This is a genomic window from Micromonospora mirobrigensis (genome assembly GCF_900091555.1).
In the GTDB taxonomy this organism is placed as follows: Bacteria; Actinomycetota; Actinomycetes; order Mycobacteriales; family Micromonosporaceae; genus Micromonospora; species Micromonospora mirobrigensis.
Genome location: NZ_FMCX01000012.1, coordinates 36744 through 55986, shown reverse-complemented (window position 1 = coordinate 55986; position 19243 = coordinate 36744). Strand labels below are relative to the sequence as shown.

General features: G+C 70.4%; 11 protein-coding genes and 2 pseudogenes. 8 read left to right on the top strand and 5 right to left on the bottom strand.

Annotated elements, in window-relative coordinates; all coding sequences use genetic code 11:
* Positions 1 to 30: 30 nt before the first annotated feature.
* The 6 genes from GA0070564_RS27070 to GA0070564_RS27045 all read left to right on the top strand — a co-directional run bounded on the left by GA0070564_RS27070 (position 31) and on the right by GA0070564_RS27045 (position 6248).
* Positions 31 to 987: an ABC transporter permease gene (locus tag GA0070564_RS27070; protein WP_245670300.1), complete on the top strand. Its 957-nt coding sequence runs from the start codon at positions 31 to 33 to the stop codon at positions 985 to 987.
* 56 nt (positions 988 to 1043) lie between these two features.
* Complete coding sequence (locus tag GA0070564_RS27065) at positions 1044 to 2039, top strand: ABC transporter substrate-binding protein (RefSeq protein ID WP_091615359.1); 996 nt, start codon at positions 1044 to 1046, stop codon at positions 2037 to 2039.
* Positions 2040 to 2043: 4 nt separating this feature from the next.
* Positions 2044 to 2841, top strand: coding sequence for an ABC transporter ATP-binding protein (locus GA0070564_RS27060; protein WP_091615354.1), 798 nt, complete (start codon positions 2044 to 2046; stop codon positions 2839 to 2841).
* A gap of 35 nt (positions 2842 to 2876) precedes the next feature.
* Complete coding sequence (locus GA0070564_RS27055) at positions 2877 to 4028, top strand: Gfo/Idh/MocA family protein (protein WP_091615350.1); 1152 nt, start codon at positions 2877 to 2879, stop codon at positions 4026 to 4028.
* Between the two features lie 49 nt (positions 4029 to 4077).
* Positions 4078 to 5232, top strand: coding sequence for a dihydrodipicolinate synthase family protein (locus GA0070564_RS27050; RefSeq protein ID WP_091615514.1), 1155 nt, complete (start codon positions 4078 to 4080; stop codon positions 5230 to 5232).
* A gap of 176 nt (positions 5233 to 5408) precedes the next feature.
* Entirely contained in the window at positions 5409 to 6248 is an 840-nt protein-coding gene (locus tag GA0070564_RS27045) for a sugar phosphate isomerase/epimerase family protein (protein ID WP_245670298.1), read from the top strand.
* A 776-nt stretch (positions 6249 to 7024) separates the two neighbouring features.
* Here the strand turns inward: GA0070564_RS27045 and GA0070564_RS27040 are convergent.
* The 5 genes and pseudogenes from GA0070564_RS27040 to GA0070564_RS27025 form a co-directional block, all read right to left on the bottom strand.
* Positions 7025 to 10495 carry a ThuA domain-containing protein gene (locus GA0070564_RS27040; protein ID WP_091615344.1) on the bottom strand — a complete coding sequence of 1157 codons (3471 nt, stop codon included), beginning with the start codon at positions 10493 to 10495 and terminating at the stop codon, positions 7025 to 7027.
* Between the two features lie 770 nt (positions 10496 to 11265).
* A complete protein-coding gene (locus GA0070564_RS27035) occupies positions 11266 to 13113 on the bottom strand; it encodes a ricin-type beta-trefoil lectin domain protein (RefSeq protein WP_091615341.1) in 1848 nt (615 codons plus the stop codon).
* 309 nt (positions 13114 to 13422) lie between these two features.
* Positions 13423 to 13752, bottom strand: a pseudogene (locus GA0070564_RS30065) (IS5/IS1182 family transposase); the annotation flags it as partial.
* Positions 13753 to 14036: 284 nt separating this feature from the next.
* Positions 14037 to 14693 (bottom strand): fasciclin domain-containing protein, encoded by a 657-nt coding sequence (locus tag GA0070564_RS27030; RefSeq protein ID WP_091615337.1) that lies wholly within the window; start codon positions 14691 to 14693, stop codon positions 14037 to 14039.
* A gap of 302 nt (positions 14694 to 14995) precedes the next feature.
* A complete protein-coding gene (locus tag GA0070564_RS27025) occupies positions 14996 to 16231 on the bottom strand; it encodes an ROK family transcriptional regulator (protein ID WP_245670304.1) in 1236 nt (411 codons plus the stop codon).
* A 267-nt stretch (positions 16232 to 16498) separates the two neighbouring features.
* Between GA0070564_RS27025 and GA0070564_RS27020 the strand changes: the two genes are divergently transcribed.
* Entirely contained in the window at positions 16499 to 17935 is a 1437-nt protein-coding gene (locus GA0070564_RS27020) for a hypothetical protein (RefSeq protein ID WP_091615328.1), read from the top strand.
* Positions 17936 to 17993: 58 nt separating this feature from the next.
* Positions 17994 to 19217 (top strand): annotated as a pseudogene (locus tag GA0070564_RS30545) (AGE family epimerase/isomerase); the annotation flags it as partial.
* Positions 19218 to 19243: the final 26 nt, after the last annotated feature.

The window sequence follows — 19243 nt, the reverse complement described above, 5'->3', positions numbered from 1 at the left end:
GGTTCGTGCCGGACCCGAAGGAGGATCCGCGTGACCGACAACGCGTTGGACACCGGGGGGCGTGGGCCCGCCCCGACGGTCACCGGGGCACCCGAACCCGCCGAGGCGCCGGACCGCAACGAGGCACCCGAGCGCACCGCCCCGGTCGTCGCCGTCCCGGGCGACGGCGGCGACCGGCCCGCGGGCCCCGGGCGAGGCCGCCGCCTCGCCGGCCTCGCCGACGCCATGTGGCGACCGACCCTCGTGCTCGCGGCCGTCTTCGCCGCCTGGTGGTTCGTGGCTGCCCGCGAGTACGTGCCGAACTACCTCGTCCCCACGCCGGGCCAGGTGTGGGCCACCATGACCGGCCAGTGGCCCGAACTGGTCCGGCACACGGCGGTCACGCTCTACGAGACGGTGCTGGGATTCGTCCTGGCCGCCGTGCTGGGCCTGGCCACCGCGGTCGCCATCGCCTACTCCCGCACCCTCGACAAGGCGCTCTACCCGATCGTGCTGTTCGCGCAGGTCATCCCGAAGATTGCGATCGCGCCGCTGCTGGTCGTCTGGTTCGGCCTCGGCCTCGCCCCGAAGATCATCTTGGCGGTGCTCATCGCGTTCTTCCCGGTGGTCATCTCCGGCGTGGCCGGGCTGCGCTCCACCGACCCGGAACTGCTCGACCTCTCCGCCACCATGGGCGCCGGACCATGGCGCACCTTCCGCAAGATCCGGTTCCCGAACGCGCTGCCGCAGCTGATGGCCGGGCTCAAGGTCGCGGTCACCCTCGCGGTCGTCGGGGCCGTCGTCGGCGAGTTCGTCGGCGCCAGCGAGGGCCTCGGCTACGTCCTGCTGCTGGCCAACGGCAACCTCGACGCACCGCTGCTCTTCGCCGACCTGATCCTCATGTCCACCATCGGCATCGTCCTGTTCGTCCTGGTCGAGATCGCCGAGGCGCTGCTCATCCCGTGGCACGCCAGCCGCCGCGCCGGCGTGCCGCTGACCACCTCCTGAACCGCGCCGCCCACCACCTCGCACCACCTCCCGCATCCCACCGCACGGAGGCACCGATGAAGCGCACCGCCACCGCCCTCGTCCTGACCACCGCTCTACTGCTCGCGGCCACCGGCTGCGGCGACGACGACACCGCCGGCGCCGGCGGGGACAAGCGGGCCACCCTGACCCTCAACTGGGTCCCCTACGGCGAACATGCCCCCTTCTACTACGGCGTGCAGAAGGGCTTCTACGCCGCCGAGGGCATCAACCTCAAGATCCTTCCGGGCAACGGCTCCGGCAACACCATCAAGCAGGTCGCCCAGAAGCAGACCACTTTCGGGTGGGCCGACAGCCCCGTGCTGCTCAAGTCGGTCGCCAGCGGCATGCCCGTCCGCAGCCTCGGCTCCTATCTGGAGAAGGGGCCGGCCTCGGTCGAGTTCTTCGCCGACAAGAAGATCAGGACGCCGGCCGACCTCAAGGGCAAGACCGTCGGCGGCACCCCTGGCGACGCCCTGTACGCCACTTTTCCCGCCTGGTTGGAGAAGAACGGCCTGAAGCAGGGCGACGTCAAGGTGGTCAACGTCGACGCCGCCGGCAAGATCGCCGCGTTGGCCGAGGGGAAGGTCGACGCGATCATGGGCTTCTTCCACGACCAGGCGCCGACCATCGAGAACAGGACCGGCAAAAAGGTCGACGTGCTGCTCTTCGCCGACTACGGGATGAACCTGCTCGGTACCGGTCTGGTCGCCAACACCCAGGTGCTGAAGGACGACCCGGACCTGGCCCGCAGGTTCGTCCGCGCCACCCAGAAGTCGTGGACCGAGGCGGCGAAGGACAAGGCCGGGGCGGTCGCCGCGATGAGCGAGCTGGCCGAGAACGAGCCGCCGGCCGAGGTGCTCACCGAGCAGCTCACCCTGGCCCTGCCGCTGATCGGCACGGACGGCGCGCCGGGCGTGAACACCGACGCGCAGTGGCGCGAGACCGTCGACCTGATGTCCCGCTACGCCGCACTGAAGAACCCGGGCGCGCCGGACGCGTACTGGGACGCCTCCTACGCCGCGCAGGGCTGATCCGATGACGACCACCGCCCCGGTACGCACCGGCACCGCCATCGACATCTCCCGGGTCAGTGTCCGCTTCACCTCCAGGCGGTCCCGGACCACGGCCCTGGACGACGTCTCCCTGCCCGTCGCCCCGGGTGAGTTCGTCAGCATCGTCGGCCCGTCCGGCTGCGGCAAGTCCACCCTGCTCAAGATCGTGGCGGGGCTGGTCCGGTCGACCGACGGCGTGGTGTCGCTGCTGGGTAGCCCCGTCGCCGGACCGCAGAAGCAGATCGGGTTCGTCTTCCAGCGGGCCGCCCTACTGGAGTGGCGGGGTGCCCGGGCAAACATCCTGCTGCAGGCCGAGATGCGCGGGATGAACCGGCGGGCGGCGGCCGAACGCGCCGACGCCCTGATCGAGATGACCGGCCTGACCGGCTTCGAGAAGGCCCTGCCGCACGAGCTCTCCGGCGGCATGCAGCAGCGGGTGGCGCTGTGCCGGGCGCTGCTGCACGCCCCGCCGGTGCTGCTGATGGACGAACCCTTCGGCGCCCTGGACGCGTTGACCCGGGAGCAGATGAACGCCGAACTCAACCGGATCTGGCGGGAGACCGGCACCACCGTGGTGCTGGTGACCCACTCGATCGCCGAGGCGGTCTTCCTGGGCACCCGGGTCGTGGTGATGAGCCCGCGCCCCGGCCGCATCCTGCGCACCTTCGACGTCGACCTGCCGGCGCACCGCGACTACGCACAGGTCATGTCGGATCCGCGCTTCGACCGCCTCGCCACCGACCTGCGCGGGTTGCTCGGCAGCGCCGCCGCGAACCACTGAGCAGGCGACAACCGCCGTACGACGGAAGGAACACCATGACTCGCAGGTCGATCGGCATCATCGTCAACGGCGTCACCGGCCGGATGGGCTACCGCCAGCACCTGGTGCGCTCCCTGCTCGCCATCCGGGAGTCCGGCGGGGTGGCCCTCGCCGACGGCACGACCATCTGGCCGCATCCGGTCCTGGTCGGCCGGGACGAGACCAAGCTCCGCGAGATCGCCGAGCGGCACGGGCTGGACGACTGGACCACCGACCTGACCGGCGCCCTGGCCCGCGACGACGTCGAAATCTACTTCGACGCCCAGGTCACCCAGCAGCGGGAGAAGGCGATCCGGCTGGCGTTGGAGGCCGGCAAGCACGTCTACACCGAGAAGCCGCTGGCCGAGGACACCGCTGGTGCCCTCGACCTGGCCCGGTCCGCCCGGGCGGCGGGGGTGTGCACCGGTGTGGTGCAGGACAAGCTCTTCCTGCCCGGGCTGCGCAAGCTCAAGCGGCTCGTCGACGGCGGCTTCTTCGGCCGGATCCTGTCGGTGCGCGGGGAGTTCGGCTACTGGGTGTTCGAGGGCGACTGGCAGCCGGCCCAACGCCCGTCCTGGAACTACCGGGCCGAGGACGGCGGAGGCATCGTCGTGGACATGTTCCCGCACTGGCAGTACGTCCTGGAGGAGCTCTTCGGCCGGGTGCGGGCGGTCTCCTGCGTCACCGCCACGCACGTACCGCAACGGGTCGACGAGGCCGGACGGCCGTATCCGGCGACCGCCGACGACGCCGCGTACGGCATTTTCGAACTCGACGGTGGGACGGTGGCGCAGCTCAACTCGTCCTGGTGCGTGCGGGTGTTCCGCGACGAACTCGTCGAGTTCCAGGTCGACGGCACCGAGGGCAGCGCGGTGGCCGGGTTGCGCCGCTGCCGGGTACAGCACCGGGGGGTCACCCCGAAGCCGGTGTGGAACCCGGACCTGCCGGTTGCCGAGGACTTCCGGGCACAGTGGACGGAAGTGCCCGACAACGACGAGTTCGACAACGGCTTCAAGGTGCAGTGGGAGGCGTTCCTGCGGCACGTGGTGACCGGGGAGCCGTTCCGGTGGGACTTTCTGGCCGGTGCGCGCGGCGTGCAGCTCGCCGAGCTGGGCCTGCGCTCGGCCCGTGAGGGCCGCCGCCTCGACGTCCCGGAGCTGTCGCTGTGAGCGCGAGCAGGGCGCTGGTGTGGCGAGTGGCGCGGTGGGGGACAGCCCGTTGAGCGGGCCGCAGGTCATCCTGCCGGGCGGACGGCGGCTCCGGCTGAGCGGCGGCGCCGGCTTCCCGCGCCCGGCCGGGCCGCCGACCAGCCGCATCGCGTACGCCGCGGCGCACGTGGTCGCCGACCCGACCGCCGAGAACACCCCGGGCGCGCCGGCCGCGCTGGACTGGGAGCGCACCCTCGCCTTCCGACGCCACCTCTGGTCGTACGGCCTGGGGGTCGCCGAGGCGATGGACACCGCGCAGCGCGGCATGGGCCTGGACCACCCCGCCACCCGGGAGCTGGTCCGACGCAGCGCCGCCGAGGCACGCGCGGCCGGCGGCCGGATCGTCGCCGGCGTCAACACCGACCAGCTTCCGCCGGGCCCGGCGACCCTGGCCGAGGTCACCCGCGCCTACCTCGAACAGCTCGGCGAGGTCACCGCCGCCGGTGCCCGGGCGGTGCTGATGTGCAGCCGCCATCTGGCCGCCGCGGCCCGCGGCCCCGAGGACTACCTGCGGGTGTACGACGAGCTGCTGGCAGCCGCGGACCAACCGGTGGTGCTGCACTGGCTCGGCCCGATGTTCGACCCGGCGCTGACCGGCTACTGGGGCGCCGACGACCTGGACGTGGCCGCCGACACCGTCGTGGAGCTGATCAAGGCGCACGACGCCAAGGTGGACGGGATCAAGATGTCACTGCTGGACGCCGACCGCGAGGTGGCCCTGCGCCGCCGGTTGCCGCCGGGCGTACGCCTCTACACCGGCGACGACTTCCACTACCCGGAGCTGATCCGGGGCGACGCGACCAGCCACTCCGACGCGCTGCTCGGGGTGTTCGCCGCGATCGCTCCGGCGGCGGCCACCGCCCTGGCCGCCCTCGACCGGGGCGACCCGGCGACGTACGACGCCGTGTTCGCGCCCACGGTGCCGCTGGCCCAGCACCTGTTCGCCGCCCCGACCTGGCACTACAAGACCGGCATCGTGTTCCTCGCCTGGCTGGCCGGGCACCAGGGCCATTTCACCATGGTGGGCGGCCAGCAGGCCGGACGGTCGCCGGTGCACCTGGCCCGGCTGCTGGAACTCGCCGACGCCGCCGGCCTGCTCCCGGACGCCGAGCTGGCCGCGTCCCGGGCCCGGGCGTTCCTCACCGTCGCGGGGGTGCCCCAGTGAGCGCGAGGAGTGAGCCGGGGTTGCGAGCCCCGCAGTCGCGAACGGAAGGCGGCCCAGTGAGCGCGAGGAGTGAGCCGGGGTTGCGAGCCCCGCAGTCGCGAACGGAAGGCGGCCCAGTGAGCGCGAGGAGTGAGCCGGGGTTGCGAGCCCCGCAGTCGCGAACGGAAGGCGGCCCAGTGAGCGCGAGGAGTGAGCCGGGGTTGCGAGCCCCCCGGTCACTTCAGCGGTTCTCCTTCAACCAGGCCACCGCCAAGCACTGGCCGCTGGCCGACGCGGTGGCAGGATGCGTCGCGGCCGGGGTGCCCGGGATAGGGCTGTGGCGCGAGCCGGTGGCCGAGTACGGACTGGCCCGCGCCGCGCGGCTGGTCCGCGACGCCGGCCTCGCGGTGACCTCGCTGTGCCGGGGCGGGTTCTTCACCGCCGACGGTTGGCGCGAGGAGAACCTGCGGGCGATCGAGGAGGCCGCGACCCTCGGCACGGGTGTGCTGGTGCTGGTCTGCGGCGGCCTGCCGCCCGGCAGCCGCGACATCGACGGGGCCCGCCGGCGGGTGACCGACGCGATCGCCGAGTTGGCGCCGCACGCCGCCGCGGCCGGGGTGACCCTGGCCATCGAGCCGCTGCACCCGATGTTCTGCGCCGACCGGTGCGTGGTCGCCACCCTCGGCCAGGCGCTCGACATCGCCGAACGGTTCGACCCGGGCCTGGTCGGGGTGGTGGTGGACGCCTACCACGTCTGGTGGGACGACACCGCGTACGCGCAGATCGCCCGCGCCGGTGCCCGGATCGCCGCCTTTCAGGTGTGCGACTGGGTGACCCCGCTGCCGGAGGGGGTGCTGCTCGGCCGGGCGCTGCCCGGCGAGGGCTGCATCGAGCTGCGCCGATTGCGGGAGGCGGTGGACGCCGCCGGCTACACCGGGCCGGTGGAGGTGGAGGTGTTCTCCGCGCAGGTATGGGCGCGGCCGGGCCTGGACGTCCTCGACGACTCGATCGAGGGCTATCTGCGCCACGTCGTCTGAGCCGCGGCCCGACCCCGCCGGTTCGGGCGGGCGGAGCTGGTCCGCCCGGCCGCGGGCGTCGGCCCGCATCGATCGGAGCCACTCCTTCGGGTGGGGCGGGCTGCCCCCTCAGGTCGGGGCCCTGCTCGGAACTCTCGTCCTGCTGGTCTCCCGAGCACCGGCCCGGGGCGGGAACCGGGTCGCGGTGGTCACCACGGTCGCCGCGACCGCAGTGGTGTCCCGGTGCGTGGCCGCCCTGCACCGCCCACGGCACCGGTACGCGCCGGCGGCGGCGGACACCGCCGCCCTGGTCGGGCACGTCGCCGTGTTCGCAGTCCGCGCCCCGGACTTCAGGTTGGGACCGGCCCGGCGCCGGACCTCGCCTGCTGCGTCGGCCTGCCGGTGGGGCCGACGCTGCTCGGTGTGCTGGTGGGGGCGGCCCTGTGGCCGCGGACCGGCTCGGCCGCCGACGTGGTCACCGCGCTGGCTGCCGGTCCCGGCCCGGCCGACTACGCCAACCTCGTCGTCGTGGTGGGCGTGTTCGCCGCCGCGCTGAACATTACCCATGGCGGTTGCCCGCTTCGACCGGCACCTGCTGCCGTAGCTGGCGCTGTTGGCCGCCGCGCTGCCCGCGCTGGTGGCGCCCATGGCTGTCGAGGCGGCGGCTCGCCGCCGGGGCCGGGCGCCGCGCCCGATGCCGGCGTGGCGCCGAGTCCACGTCGGCCACGTGAGCGCGGCACCCGCCGGCCGGCGCGGCGACGGCGGGCGGGACGTCGCCCCGCCCGCCGTCGCCCCGGTCAGCCGACGGTTATGGCCAGGTTGCTCGACCTGGTCTCACCGGTGCTGTAGGTGACGGTCACCCGCGCGGTGAAGGGCCCCTTGCGGGGGTACGAGTGGGACGTCGAGGCCAGCGTGGCGCCGTGCACGACGGCGCTGTTGTCGCCGAAGTCCCACGCGTAGTCGGTGATCATCCGACCCGACCCGGCGGTGGCGGTGGCGCTCAGGTTGACCGACAGCGGCGCGGTGCCGGTGGCGGGGCTCGCCGAGACGGACAGCGTGCCCCCGGGATCCTGCTTGACGCCCGAGCCGTTGAACCGCAGCCAGTCCAGCGACAGCAGGTCCGGTGTGCCGCCGGTGGGCTGGGCGGCGTTGACGAACCTCAGGTAGAGGGTGAAGGTGCCGGTCGGTACGTTGGCCAGCGTGACGGTGGGGGAGACCACGCTGTCGAAGCTGCCGGTCGGGCTGATGGTGGCCTTGCCGAGCAGGGTGCCGGTGGGCGAGCCGACCCGCAGCTCGACGTCACCACCGGTGCCGCCGGAGGAGGCCCCGACCGTCACCGAGCCGATGTTGCGCAGGTTGACCGGCCCGTACGCCACCCAGTCGTTGTGGTCGATCTCGCCGACCCGCCTGCCGGCCCGGGCCGCGGGCCGGTCGAGCACAGTCACTCCGGCGGCGGAGCTGAGGTGCTCGGCCTCCTTGCTCTTGGCCTGCAACTGCAGGCGGGTGGACCCGACCAGAGCCGGGCCGGCGCCGCCAGAACCGCCACCGTCGGTGTACTGGGCGGTGATTACGGTGTAGAGGTTCTGCCCGGGGCCGTGGCCGTCCCCGGCGTCGGCCTCGGTGTTAAGCACCCCCGAGCAGCCGGTGTAGTTGTCCAGCGGGTGGGCGTGCGCGTCGTGGCCTAGTTGGGTCTGCACGACGACCCTGGTGCAGTCGATGGTGGTGTCCTCGGGGTCGGTGACCGTCACGGTGTAAGGGATCTTGTCGCCGAAGTCGAAGAACCCGCCGTCGGGGACGTTGATGGTGACGGTGGGCCGGGTGTTGCCGACCACGACGTCGGTCACCGCCGTGGCGGTCAGCCCGTTGCCGCTGTCGCGGACGGTCAGCCGGGCGGTGTACCTACCCGGCGTGTTGTAGGTGAAGCTCGGGTTGGCCGCGGTGGAGTCGGTGCTGCCGTTGTTGGTGAAGTCCCAGGCGTAGCTGAGTGTCGAGCCGTCCCCGGCGGCCGACCCGGCCGAGGAGAAGGTCACCGCCAGCGGCGCCGGGCCGCTGTCCCTGCTGGCCGCGACCTTCGCCGTCGGGGGACGCCCGTTGGCCACGTAGTCGATCCGGTAGATGCCGGCGCCGTTGTTGCTGCCGCCCCGGCCGCTGCCGGTGCCCTCACCGAAGTCGATGACGTAGAGCGAGCCGTCGGGCCCGAACTCCGCCTCGAGGGGTTGGATCCACGCCATGTTCCCGAAGATCCCGTTGATCGACTGGAGGTCGCCGACGGCGGTGGCGCCGAAACGCGCGTCGGTGAAGGTCTGCGCGGTCCGGTGCACCGACAGCGTCTTGAACCACCCGCGGGTGAGTTCGTAGACGATCCACTTGCCCTCGTAGTACTCCGGGAACTTCGTGGCGCGGGTGTTGGCCGGGTCGTAGTCGTAGACCGGGCCGCTCATCGCACCACCGCCGCCGGTGCCCACCTCCGGGAACTGACTGGAGGCGGAGTACGCGTACCAGACCAGCGCGGACTTCGACGCCGGCAGGTTGGTCAGGCCGGTGTTGTGGGGGGAGTTGTTGACCGGCGCCGCGCAGTTGAACTTCGCCCCGGAGGTGTTCGTGGCGAAGTCGTAGTCGTTGAAAGGGATGTTGTTGCCGACGCAGTACGGCCAGCCGTAGTTCCCGGCGGCGGTGATCCGGTCGAACTCCACGGTCCCCTCCGGGCCGCGATTGGGGTCGGCGGCGCGGGCGTCCGGCCCGAAGTCGGCGACCAGGACCGCGTTGGTCAGCGGGTCGACGGTGATCCTGAACGGGTTGCGCATGCCCATGGTGTAGATCTCCGGCCGGGTCTTGGCCGTGCCGGGCGCGAACAGGTTGCCGCTGGGGATCGTGTAGGTGCCGTCGGCCTGCGGGGTGATCCGCAGGATCTTGCCGCGCAGGTCGTTGGTGTTGCCGGCGGTGCCCTGCGCGTCGTAGGCGGCCCGACCGGACCGCTCGTCGATCGGTGTGTAGCCACTGGACTGGAACGGGTCGGTGTTGTCGCCGATCGCCGCGTACAGTCGCCCGGCCGGGTCCATCGCCAGTGAGCCGCCCATGTGCGAGTTGGCCCGGCCCTCACCGCGGAAGGTCGGGATGGTCAGCAGTCGCTTCTCCGACGACATCGCCACGGCATTGTCGGCCACCGTGAAACGGGACAGGTTGAGCTGTTTGAGGGTCTTGTCAGACCAGAGCAGGTAGATCCAGCCGTTGCTGGCGAAGTTGCGGTCCAGCGTCATGCCGATCAGCCCGTCGGACTGGTCGGTCATCGCGGAGCTGTATGCGAGGTCGAGCAGCGTGGTGGTCTGCAGGGTGTCCTGGTCGACCACTTTCAGCGCACCGGTGCGCTGGATCCAGTACACCTTGCGGTCCGGGGCGACGGCCAGCTCGAACGGGTCGGCGAGGTTCTCGGTGACCAGCCCGACGCGCTCGAAGTTGCTGGTCTCGGTGGCGCCGCAGTCACCGGCCACCGCGCCGGCGGCCCACTCGATGCCGTAGCGCAGGTGTTCCAGGAACGCCGGCTCGCTGAACGCGGAACTGGCGTGCCCACCAGCGGTGTACCAGGACCGGCCGCCGTCGTAGCGTTGGCACCAGGAGTACGGGTGGTCGACGCCCTCGTTGAGCCCGTTGATGCCGTCCCGGACCTTGATCTGGGCGAGGGTGTGCACGCTGCCGGTGGGGTTGGTCCGCCAGTTGTACCACTCCTCGCTGCGTTCCCAGAGTTCCGGAAGGTTCTTCGTGGACGGGTGCGCCCGATCCACGACCTTGATCCGCCCCGGGTAGGTGCCGCCGGTGGAGTCGAAGTTCGGGTGGTTGTCGAAGATGGTGCCGACGAGTCCCTCGTACCAGGGCCAGTCGCGCTCACTGGCCGAGGCGGCGTGCAGGCCGACCCAGCCGCCGCCGTTACGGATGAACTTCTGAAACGCGGCCCGCTGGCTGGCGTTGAGCAGGTCGCCGGAGGTGGGCAGCGAGTTGGTGTTGTTGAACACCAGGGCGTCGAAACCGGCGAGGTTGGCGTCGGTGAAGGCGGCGGCGTCGTCGGTGACGACGACCTCGAAGTTGTGCGCGGTGCCGAGCTGCTGAATCGCGGTCTTCCCGGCCGGGATCGACGAGTGGTAGAAGTTCGTGACCTTGGAGAAGACCAGGACGCGGAAGCGGGGCGCGGCGTGGGCGGGGGTCGGCGCGGTGGCCAGAACGGTAACCGCGGCCAGCAGGATCAGGCCGAGCGTGCGGAGGCGGTGTCGGTTCATGTGGGCGCTCCCTGTTCGATCAGACGAATCAGGCGGGGATTGGAAAGCGCTTTCTCGCCGGCTCGCATCAACCTAGCGACAGCCGGTTACGAGCGTCAATAGGTGGGGGTAAGCGTTTTCCTCGACGAGCCAGGCGGTCGTCCGGCCGTCGCCCGGTGTCTCCCCGGGACCGGTCGATCGACCGTCACTCGCGCGTCCGGACGGCCTCAGCCGTCGCCGATGTGCTCCTTGAGGACCGTCAGCAGCCGGGCCGCTCGTGTGCTGGTCCCGTTCGCCGAGCCGTCGGCGGTTCGCCCCTGGACCGCCTCGACCAGGCGACCGGCTCTCCGTAGCAGCGCCGCTCCGGCGTCGGTGGCTCGTCGCGGGCCCGCATGATCAGGTCAGCGGCGGCCCGACCGGCCGCCGCGGAGCCACTCCTGTCGCGGTATGCGCGCCTCCACCCGGGCCTGCACTCGGACGTCTGCCCGCTGCCGGCCGTCGCGGTGCCGACCGAGGCGATGGAGGCGCTGGTCCTGGGCGAGGCGGTGACGGAGAGGTTCGGCGGTGAGTCCGTCACGGAGATCCGGCGAACTGGCCGGATACCTCCAGCGCCTGGTCCTCCGGTCAGCGGTATGCCGCGCCGCCGGCGGGGCCGCGCCGCGCCCGGGAGCCGTTCGCGCTCCCCGGCCGCCGCTCCAGCGCCGTGGCGCCAGGTGACGACTTGCGAGCGTTCGATGCCCCGGAGCGGTCAGCTGACGCGCCTCCGGGGCATCGACACTCAGTCTTCCGATTCAGGACGGTAGCGTCCACTGCTGCCCCGGGCCGCCGTTGCAGGTGTACAGCTGCACCTGCAGGCCATTCGTCGTACTCGAGCCCGGCACATCGAGGCAGCGTCCGGCGTGGACGTTGCGCAGCGAGCCGGAGGCGCCGGCGATCCACCGTTGGGCAGCGCTGCCGTTGCAGGTCCACAGCTGAACCCTGGTCCCATCGACCACCCCGCTGTGATCGGCGTCGAGGCATTTGCCCAGCGCCCGCAAGCTTCCCTCGGTGCCGACAATCCACTGTTGGGCTGCGTCGCCGGTGGTGCTGCAGGTGGTCGACTGCACCGCGGTGCCGTCGGAGGTGAGGCCACCGGCGACTGCCAGGCACTTACCCGAGATGCCGGATCTGATCTGGGCCTTGGCGCTGTCACCCATGATGATCGTGACGGTGTGGGAGCCGGTCAGATTGTTGGGGATCCGGCGGTCGGTGCGCTCGGTGCTGTCGAGCTTGAAGGAGGAGATCCGGGTGCCGGACCCGGTGAGCGTCAGGTTGAACGACGCGCCGCGGTAACGGAAGCCGTCGAGCCTGAGGTTGCTGAACGAAGCCGGAACAGTCGGACGAAAGGTGATGCCGTCGCTCGCCAGGTTCATGCCGAAGAGGCCGTGGTAAACCATCGACAGGTAACCAGCAGCGCTCCACAGTTGGCGCGGCGACCCATCGGGCGTGCCGTCCTCCGGACGATAGAACTCGCGGAAAGACGTATCCCGCTTGGACAATGCGACCAACTTGGCGAATTCAGTGTCGAACGTCGTAACATCACTCTGCGACGCCGCCGCCCAGCCCCAGTACGCCTGCACGAAAGGCCACACCATCCCATTGTGGTAGTAGCTGGAGTCGATGCCTGAGTAGTTCTTCCACTCCGCGTACTGCGGCGACAACGACGGCAATCCCTGGGCGGTGGTCGGTGTGTTTCTCAGCACGCTCGCGGCGCGCGCAGGGTCAGCCACCCCCCACAGTACGGCCAGCGCCTCGCCGAGGCCCTCCATGCGGTCCGATCGTATGCCGTTCGCGTCCTCGTAGTAGGCGTAGTAGCCCTTACCGGCGAGCCACAGGCGGTCGTTGATCGCCTTTTTGAGGTTGGCGGCGCCGGCCTCCAGCGTACTGACGTTCTCACCGAGAAGCTGGCCCATACGGGCGGCTATCACATACGCACGGTAATGCAGTAGATTGGTGGCCAGGGACTTGGTCCTGCCTGCCGCCGCACCGTTGTTGGCGAACGTGGACGGATAGGCGCTGTTCGACTCCATGAACGAGGCGACGCCGCGGAACAGACCCGAGCCGGCATCGAACTCGTCACGTTCGGCGCGGGCCAGGCTGTTCTTGGTGACGCCGTAGCTCCACCGCAAGAAATCCTGGTCACCGGAGTTCAGGTAGGCGGCCCAGGCGCCCACGGCTCCCACGATGGCGTCGCTGAGGTTCGGCCAACCGCCGAAGTGACCGCACACGTCCTGGATCCAGACATCGCCCAGTTGGGCATCCTTCTCCGTCAGTCCGCGCATGGTGGCGACCGTGACCGTCGGTTCGACGAAACCTGCACCGAGGTCGGCGGAATATGCCGAGTCACGTGTCCAGATTTCCGCCCAGTTGGTTCCAGCGATGAACTTGCCGTTGACGACGTCGGCGTGGATGTCGGCCAACGCCTTTACGTAGGCGGCGTCGTAATCAGGTTTACCGGAGGAAAAGGTGCTGTCTCCGGTCGCTGCGGCCGCCTTAGTGGCATGCATGGTGACCAAGGCGCTTAATAGGGTGGCGAGAGCGATTGCCGCAAAAGCCAATCGGCGCGGTGGGCCGACTCGATCACGAGTTGAAAGAAACATTGGTTCTCCTAGCGGGCGATCCCACTTGCCAATGCTCGACGACAACGCGAATCGCGTGTAAGGCAACGTCGTCAGAGGTTGCTGCCCATGTTGCACTGCGATGTAACAAGTGTCAATGAAAGTTTCGTGCACCTGCCGGGAAGGTGTGGTTCCGCCGGCGGACGTGCCGTTGGGCTTCGGACAGGTCGGTTGGCCAGGCCCACGGCTCGCCCTGGTGAGGGGTCGTCGTGACGATGTCGGGCCCCCGAACCGGCGTGAAGCTCCGCTCGGTGTTGCTCCCAGTCCGGTTCACAACCTGGAGCGAACCGGGTAGTACGGCCGCTGGCCGGCGACCCGGCCGATCGGGACCAGGGCGCCGTCCAGGATCGCGTACGGCAGCCGCGGATCCGTGCCACGGCGGTGGCCAGGTCATCGGCGGCCGTCGCGTGCAGAGCTATCGCGTCCCGCAGGTGCCGCCAGTCGGTGGCGACGCCGATCTCGAAGCCGGCCGCGAGTCCGGCGCAGGTGTCGCCGTTGCGCAGAGGGAGAGAGCGAGCAGCGCCTACCGGCCGGGCTGAAGCGCCGCCACCGGTATCGGCGCTGCCCACGGCGGCCGCGGATGCGTTCGGGGAGGTGGTTCCGGGCGGACAACAACGGGATCGTGGCGGGTCAGGACTGCATGGTGAGATTTCCGGTCGAGGCTCCGCGTCCTGGTCGACGGCTGTCCCACCCGGAGCCGCACACCCTTCGATCACCGGGCCTGCCGCAACCGCCCTGTTCTGCGAGATCAGGCTGGAAGGAACTCGGTCATGGCCGGCATCCGACTTCGTGCCGATGACGTGCTCACCGAGCAACGCCACGAGGATCACGTCGCGCGCGACGCGCGACGCCGACGCCGCACGGGCGCGGTCCGTCATGGACCGCGCCCGTGCGGTGTGTCAGGTTCAGGGCAGGTCGATCGGGCGCAGGACCCGGTCGATGCCGTGGGCGATCTGCTTGTTGCCCTTGTTGATGTCGAACCGGTTGACGCGCGGGTTGCGGTCGCTGCGGTCGGCGTCGATGAGGGCGATACGCTTGTGCCAGCGCGGGCCGTACACATCGACCTTGATGGTGGACCCGGCGGCGGTCGTGAGCTTGGCACCGTCGGCCTTGAGCGCGGCCTTGCGGTCGATCGTCGCACCGGGCACGACGTGGTAGAGCAGGATCGACTCGACGGTGTTGATGCCGAGACCCGCGACGGCGGTGAAGGCCTTCTTCTCGCTGGGCAGCCGCTTGGTCTTCTGCAGGTCGGCGACGAGCAGCTCGAACGCGCGGTCGTTGGGGAGGAAGGCGGTCAGGGCGGTCTTGCCGTCGGCGAGGACCTTCACCGGGCTGGACGGCTTGGCCTTGAGGACCGCCTGGACGGCGGCGGTGAGGATGTCGTAATCGTGGCCGTTGTGGTCGAAGCCCTTCTTGTCCGCGGTCAGCACCGACGCGAGGGACTTGGTGCCCAGCGGCTTGGTCTTGCCGTGGGCGGCGGCCGGCGCGGCGGCAATGGCGGACGCGACGACGGCGGCGGTGGCCACAGCGGCGGCCCGCTTGCCGAGTCCGGTGATCCTCATCTACGTGCCTCTTCTCGGAGTACTGTGTGGCGGCTGCAATGCCGTTCACCCATACTTCGCGGCGGTCCTCGCTTCTGGATGCGGCCGGGTGAAAACTTCCCGCACGGCATTCCGGGCGGTGCGCAGAGCACCTTGGGCGTAAGCGTCGGTCGCGGCGACCGTAGGTGGCGAACCGGGCTCTTCGGGCGCGTACCGTTGGAGCAGGTCGAGCGCCTGCCCCGAGGCACACCGCAGCACCGCGCCGGCGATTACGCCCCAGAACCGCTCTCGCAACTCGGGTGGAGCGAGCCGTGCCGTGGCGTCTACTGGGTGAGCAGCGCGGTGACCCGGGGAGAGTAGGCGGCGTGCAGCACCAGTGAGGCAGCACCGAGCACGGCCGCATCGGCTCCCAGCGAGGAGAGCGCCACGTCGACGACCCGGATCCGTCGCGCGATAGGCCGGTTGGCGAGTGCCTCGGCCAGAGCGGCGCGGTACCACTCGCCGACGTGTGTCAGCGTGTGTCCACCAAGGACCACGAGGTCCACGTCGACGGTGTTGACCACATTGACCACCGCGCAGGACAGCCACTCGGCCGCCCTGGTGATCAGTTCGGTGGCCAGTGGGTCGCCGGCCGTGGCCGCCTTGCCGACGAGGGCGTAGTCGACCCGGGCCGGCTCGTCGGCGTAGGCGTCGGCCAGCACACCCCCGAGCTGCCCGCCGCCGGCGAGCCGACGGTGTGCCTCGGCGACGATCGCCGACGGGCTGATCAGCCGTTCCAGACAGCCGCGGTTGCCGCAGTAGCAGTCGGGGCCGTCAGGTACGACGGTGAGGTGCCCGAACTCGCCGGCGTTACCGGAGCCACCACGATGGACCTGGTGGCTGAGGAACAGACCGCCGCCGATGCCGGTGCCGAAGAAGAAGTAGGCGAAGTTGGCCACGCCACGTCCGACTCCCGACCAGCGTTCGCCGATGGCCGCCGCCGTGGCGTCGTTGTCCACCGTGACGGGGAGGTCGACGGCCTCTTGGAGCATCCGTTCGATCGGCACCCGTCGCCACGTCGAGAGCTGCGGCGGGGAGACCACCATGCCGAGATCCTGGTCGATCGGCCCGGGGGCGGCCAGACCCACGCCGCGCACCCGTTCGCGGGGCACGGCGGCCAACCGGAGCACCTCGCTGGTGAGATCGCCCATCAGCCCGACCACCTGGGCAGGGGTGACGTCCGCGGGAACCGCACGACGCTGCATGGCCACGGGCCGACCCAGCATGTCGACGACGACGCTGACCAGCTCGACCGGGTCGAAGTGCAGGCCGACCGCGTAGCCGGCGTCCGGGTTGACGCGCAGGACGGTGCGTGGTTTGCCGGTGGTCAGTACCCGGCTCAGGCCGTCCTCCCACACGATGCCCTCGTCGATCAGGCGCCGGGTTATGCCGGAGACGGACTGCGGGGTCAGGCCGGTACGTTCAGCGATCTCCACCCGGCTGATGCCGTCGTTGAGCTGGATCACGTCGAGGACCACGGCCCGGTTGTACGTGCCGATCTTCGGTAGATTCGTCCCCACTTGCCGCAATGCCTGCTCCTTCGCTGGTCCGACCGGCCGTCCCGGTCGAGGGTAGGGGCGGGCAGGCCCGCAAGTTGCCCGCACCTGGGGCATTGACTTTGAAAAACAATTGGATTTAGTGTTCATCACCTCGTAACTCCCCTGATCCCCCGCACGTCCGCGTCCGCCTCTGGCGGAGTTCCGCCCACCTGGCGCCGGCCGGCCCGCTAGCACCCGTTCGATGCCTGTCTGCACCGCGACACCCCCACCCGTCGAGGAGGTATCCCCATGCGTCTACGACGTTCCCTCGCTCTGGTCGCCACCGCCGGCGTCACGCTGCTCGCGACGCTGACTGCTCCGGCCACGCCGGCCGCGGCGGCCGGCAGCGCCGTCGTGCCGATCGTGATGAGCAACTTCAGCAGCACCCACCCGAACGACGCCGGTTCGGTACGGCTCCGGGCGATCCTGCGCAACACGAATCAGTTCGCGCTGACCACCTGGTACAACGAGACCAAGAACTACGACGCCCAGATCGGCGCCTACCTCACCTTCGGTGGCACCGCCGAGGACAACATCCGGCCCCCGGCCGCCCAGGCGTTCGGTCTGGCCGTGTCGTTGAAATTGGGCGTCTACCAGACCGGCAACAACAGCAACCCATCGCCATCCGCCACCGAGGCCAAGACAAAGACGGTCCGCCTGATCAGTTCGCTGGCCTACCGCCACCTGGTGAACACCAGCGGCGGCTGGGGCAACGCCTGGCAGAGCGCGCACTGGGCAGCGTTCGCCGGCTTCGCCGGCTGGCTGATGTGGGACGATCTCTCGACCACCGATCGCGAGTACGTGCGCAAAATGGTCGAGTACGAGGCCAACCGGTTCAACAGCTACACCGTGCCGTACTACCGCAGCGCGACCGGCGCGTTCCTGACTCCCGGCGATACCAAGGCCGAGGAGAACGCCTGGAACGCCCAGGTGTTGCAGGTGGCGACCGCGATGATGCCGACTCACCCCAACTACGGCACCTGGATGCGCAAGAGCGCCGAGCTGATGATCTCCGCCACCGCGCGACCGTCGGACGTCACCAGCACCACGGTCGTCAACGGGCGGACGTTGGCTGACTGGCTGGACGGCTCCAACACCAACGCCGATGGGACGATGACCAACCACGACCGGGTGCACCCGGACTACATGGAGGCGATCTCCCTCAACCTCCACGCCGGGCTGACCTCCTCCCTGGCCGGAAAGGGCACACCACGCGCGGCGCTGTTCAACGCGGGTGTCGTCTACGACGCGCTGGTGGACCTCAACTTCGTCGTCGGGCAGAACCCGTACGCCGCCGACCCGAGGCTCACCCGGACGAACGCGGCGCCCGGCGGCACGATCTACCGCGACGGATCGAGCGACATCTACTACCCCAACGGCAACGACTGGGGTACGCAACGACGGATGCAGTTCGCCACCATGGACGTCTTCGCCGACGCGTTCGGCATCGACGCCCTGGCCAGCCAGAAGGGCGCGTACTGGGAGCAGTACCACGCCCAGAAGGTGCTCGACATGCAGAACCGGTTCACCGACCGCCGTACCTACCTCGGTGCCTACAACGACGTCGGCTCGGAGGACACCTACCCGGGGCGTGAGGAGTGGGTCTCGCACCACGCCGGGTGGGCCTACCTGGCCCGCTGGATCAAGTACCAGAACGCCTTCTCCATCAGCGACCAGGCGTACTGAGCGCCGTGCCCGCCCGCGCAGACGCCGGCACGGGCGGGCCCGGCCCGGCCTCCGCCCGATGAGGCAAGGGAGAAGGAGCAGCACCATGGATGAGCCGTGGATCGATTCACCCGCACACCGGGCCTGGCTGGCTGCGGAGACCGACCGGCTGCTGGCCTTCGGCGCGGAGGGAGCCACCCCGACCGGATTCGGTTGGCTTGACCGGCGCGGCCGGGTGGTCACCGGACGACCCGTGCAGACCTGGCTGACCGCCCGGATGACGCACGTCGCCGCCATCGCCGTGCTCCGCGGCGACCAGGACGGTCGCCGCCGGGTGGCACACGGCGTACGCGCCCTGGCCGGCCCGCTGCGCGACAGCGAGCACGGCGGGTGGTTCGAGAGCCTGCATCCCACCGGCGAACCGCTCGACACCGAGAAGTCGATGTACACCCACGCCTTCGTCATGCTCGCCGCCGCCAGTGCGGTCGTAGCGGGCGATCCTCTCGCACCTCGACTGCTGGCCGACGTGACCCGGATCGTCGACGAACGCTTCTGGGACGATGGCGAGCAGCGCTGCGTGGAACAGTGGGACCGGCGGTGGAACGTCTGCGAGGCGTACCGCGGAGCGAACAGCAACATGCACGCCGTCGAGGCGTTCCTGGCCGTCGCCGACGTGACTGGTGAGCAGCGTTGGCGGGACCGTGCCCTGACGATCGCCACGCACCTGGTGCACGGGGCCGCCCGGCAGAACGGCTGGCTGATGCCCGAGCACTTCGACGCCGACTGGCGCGTGTTGCCCGAATACCACATCAGGCAACCCGATCACCCGTTCCGGCCGTACGGGGGCACGGTCGGGCACTGGATGGAGTGGGCGCGCCTGCTGCTGCACCTCGACGCGGCGCTGGACGATCCGCCGACCTGGCTCCTGGCGGACGCGCAGGCGCTGTTCGGCGCCGCCGTTCAGCACGGTTGGGCCGTGGACGGCAAGCCCGGGTTCGTCTACACGGTCGACTGGCAGGGCCGGCCGGTGGTAACGGCTCGGATGCACTGGGTCGCGGCCGAGGCGGTCGCCGCCGCGGCGGCCCTGTTCCGCCGCACCGGCGAACCGGCCTACGAAATGTGGTACCGCCGCTGGTGGCAGCACATCGGGGAGTCCTTTCGCGATGCTGTCGACGGCAGCTGGCATCACGAACTGGACGCCAACAACCGTCCGACGGCCGGAGTGTGGGCCGGTAAGCCCGACCTGTACCACGCCGTGCAGGCGACCCTGCTGCCACACCTGCCCCTGTCGCGCTCTCTGGCGGTCGCCCTGCGCGAACGCACTGCCGA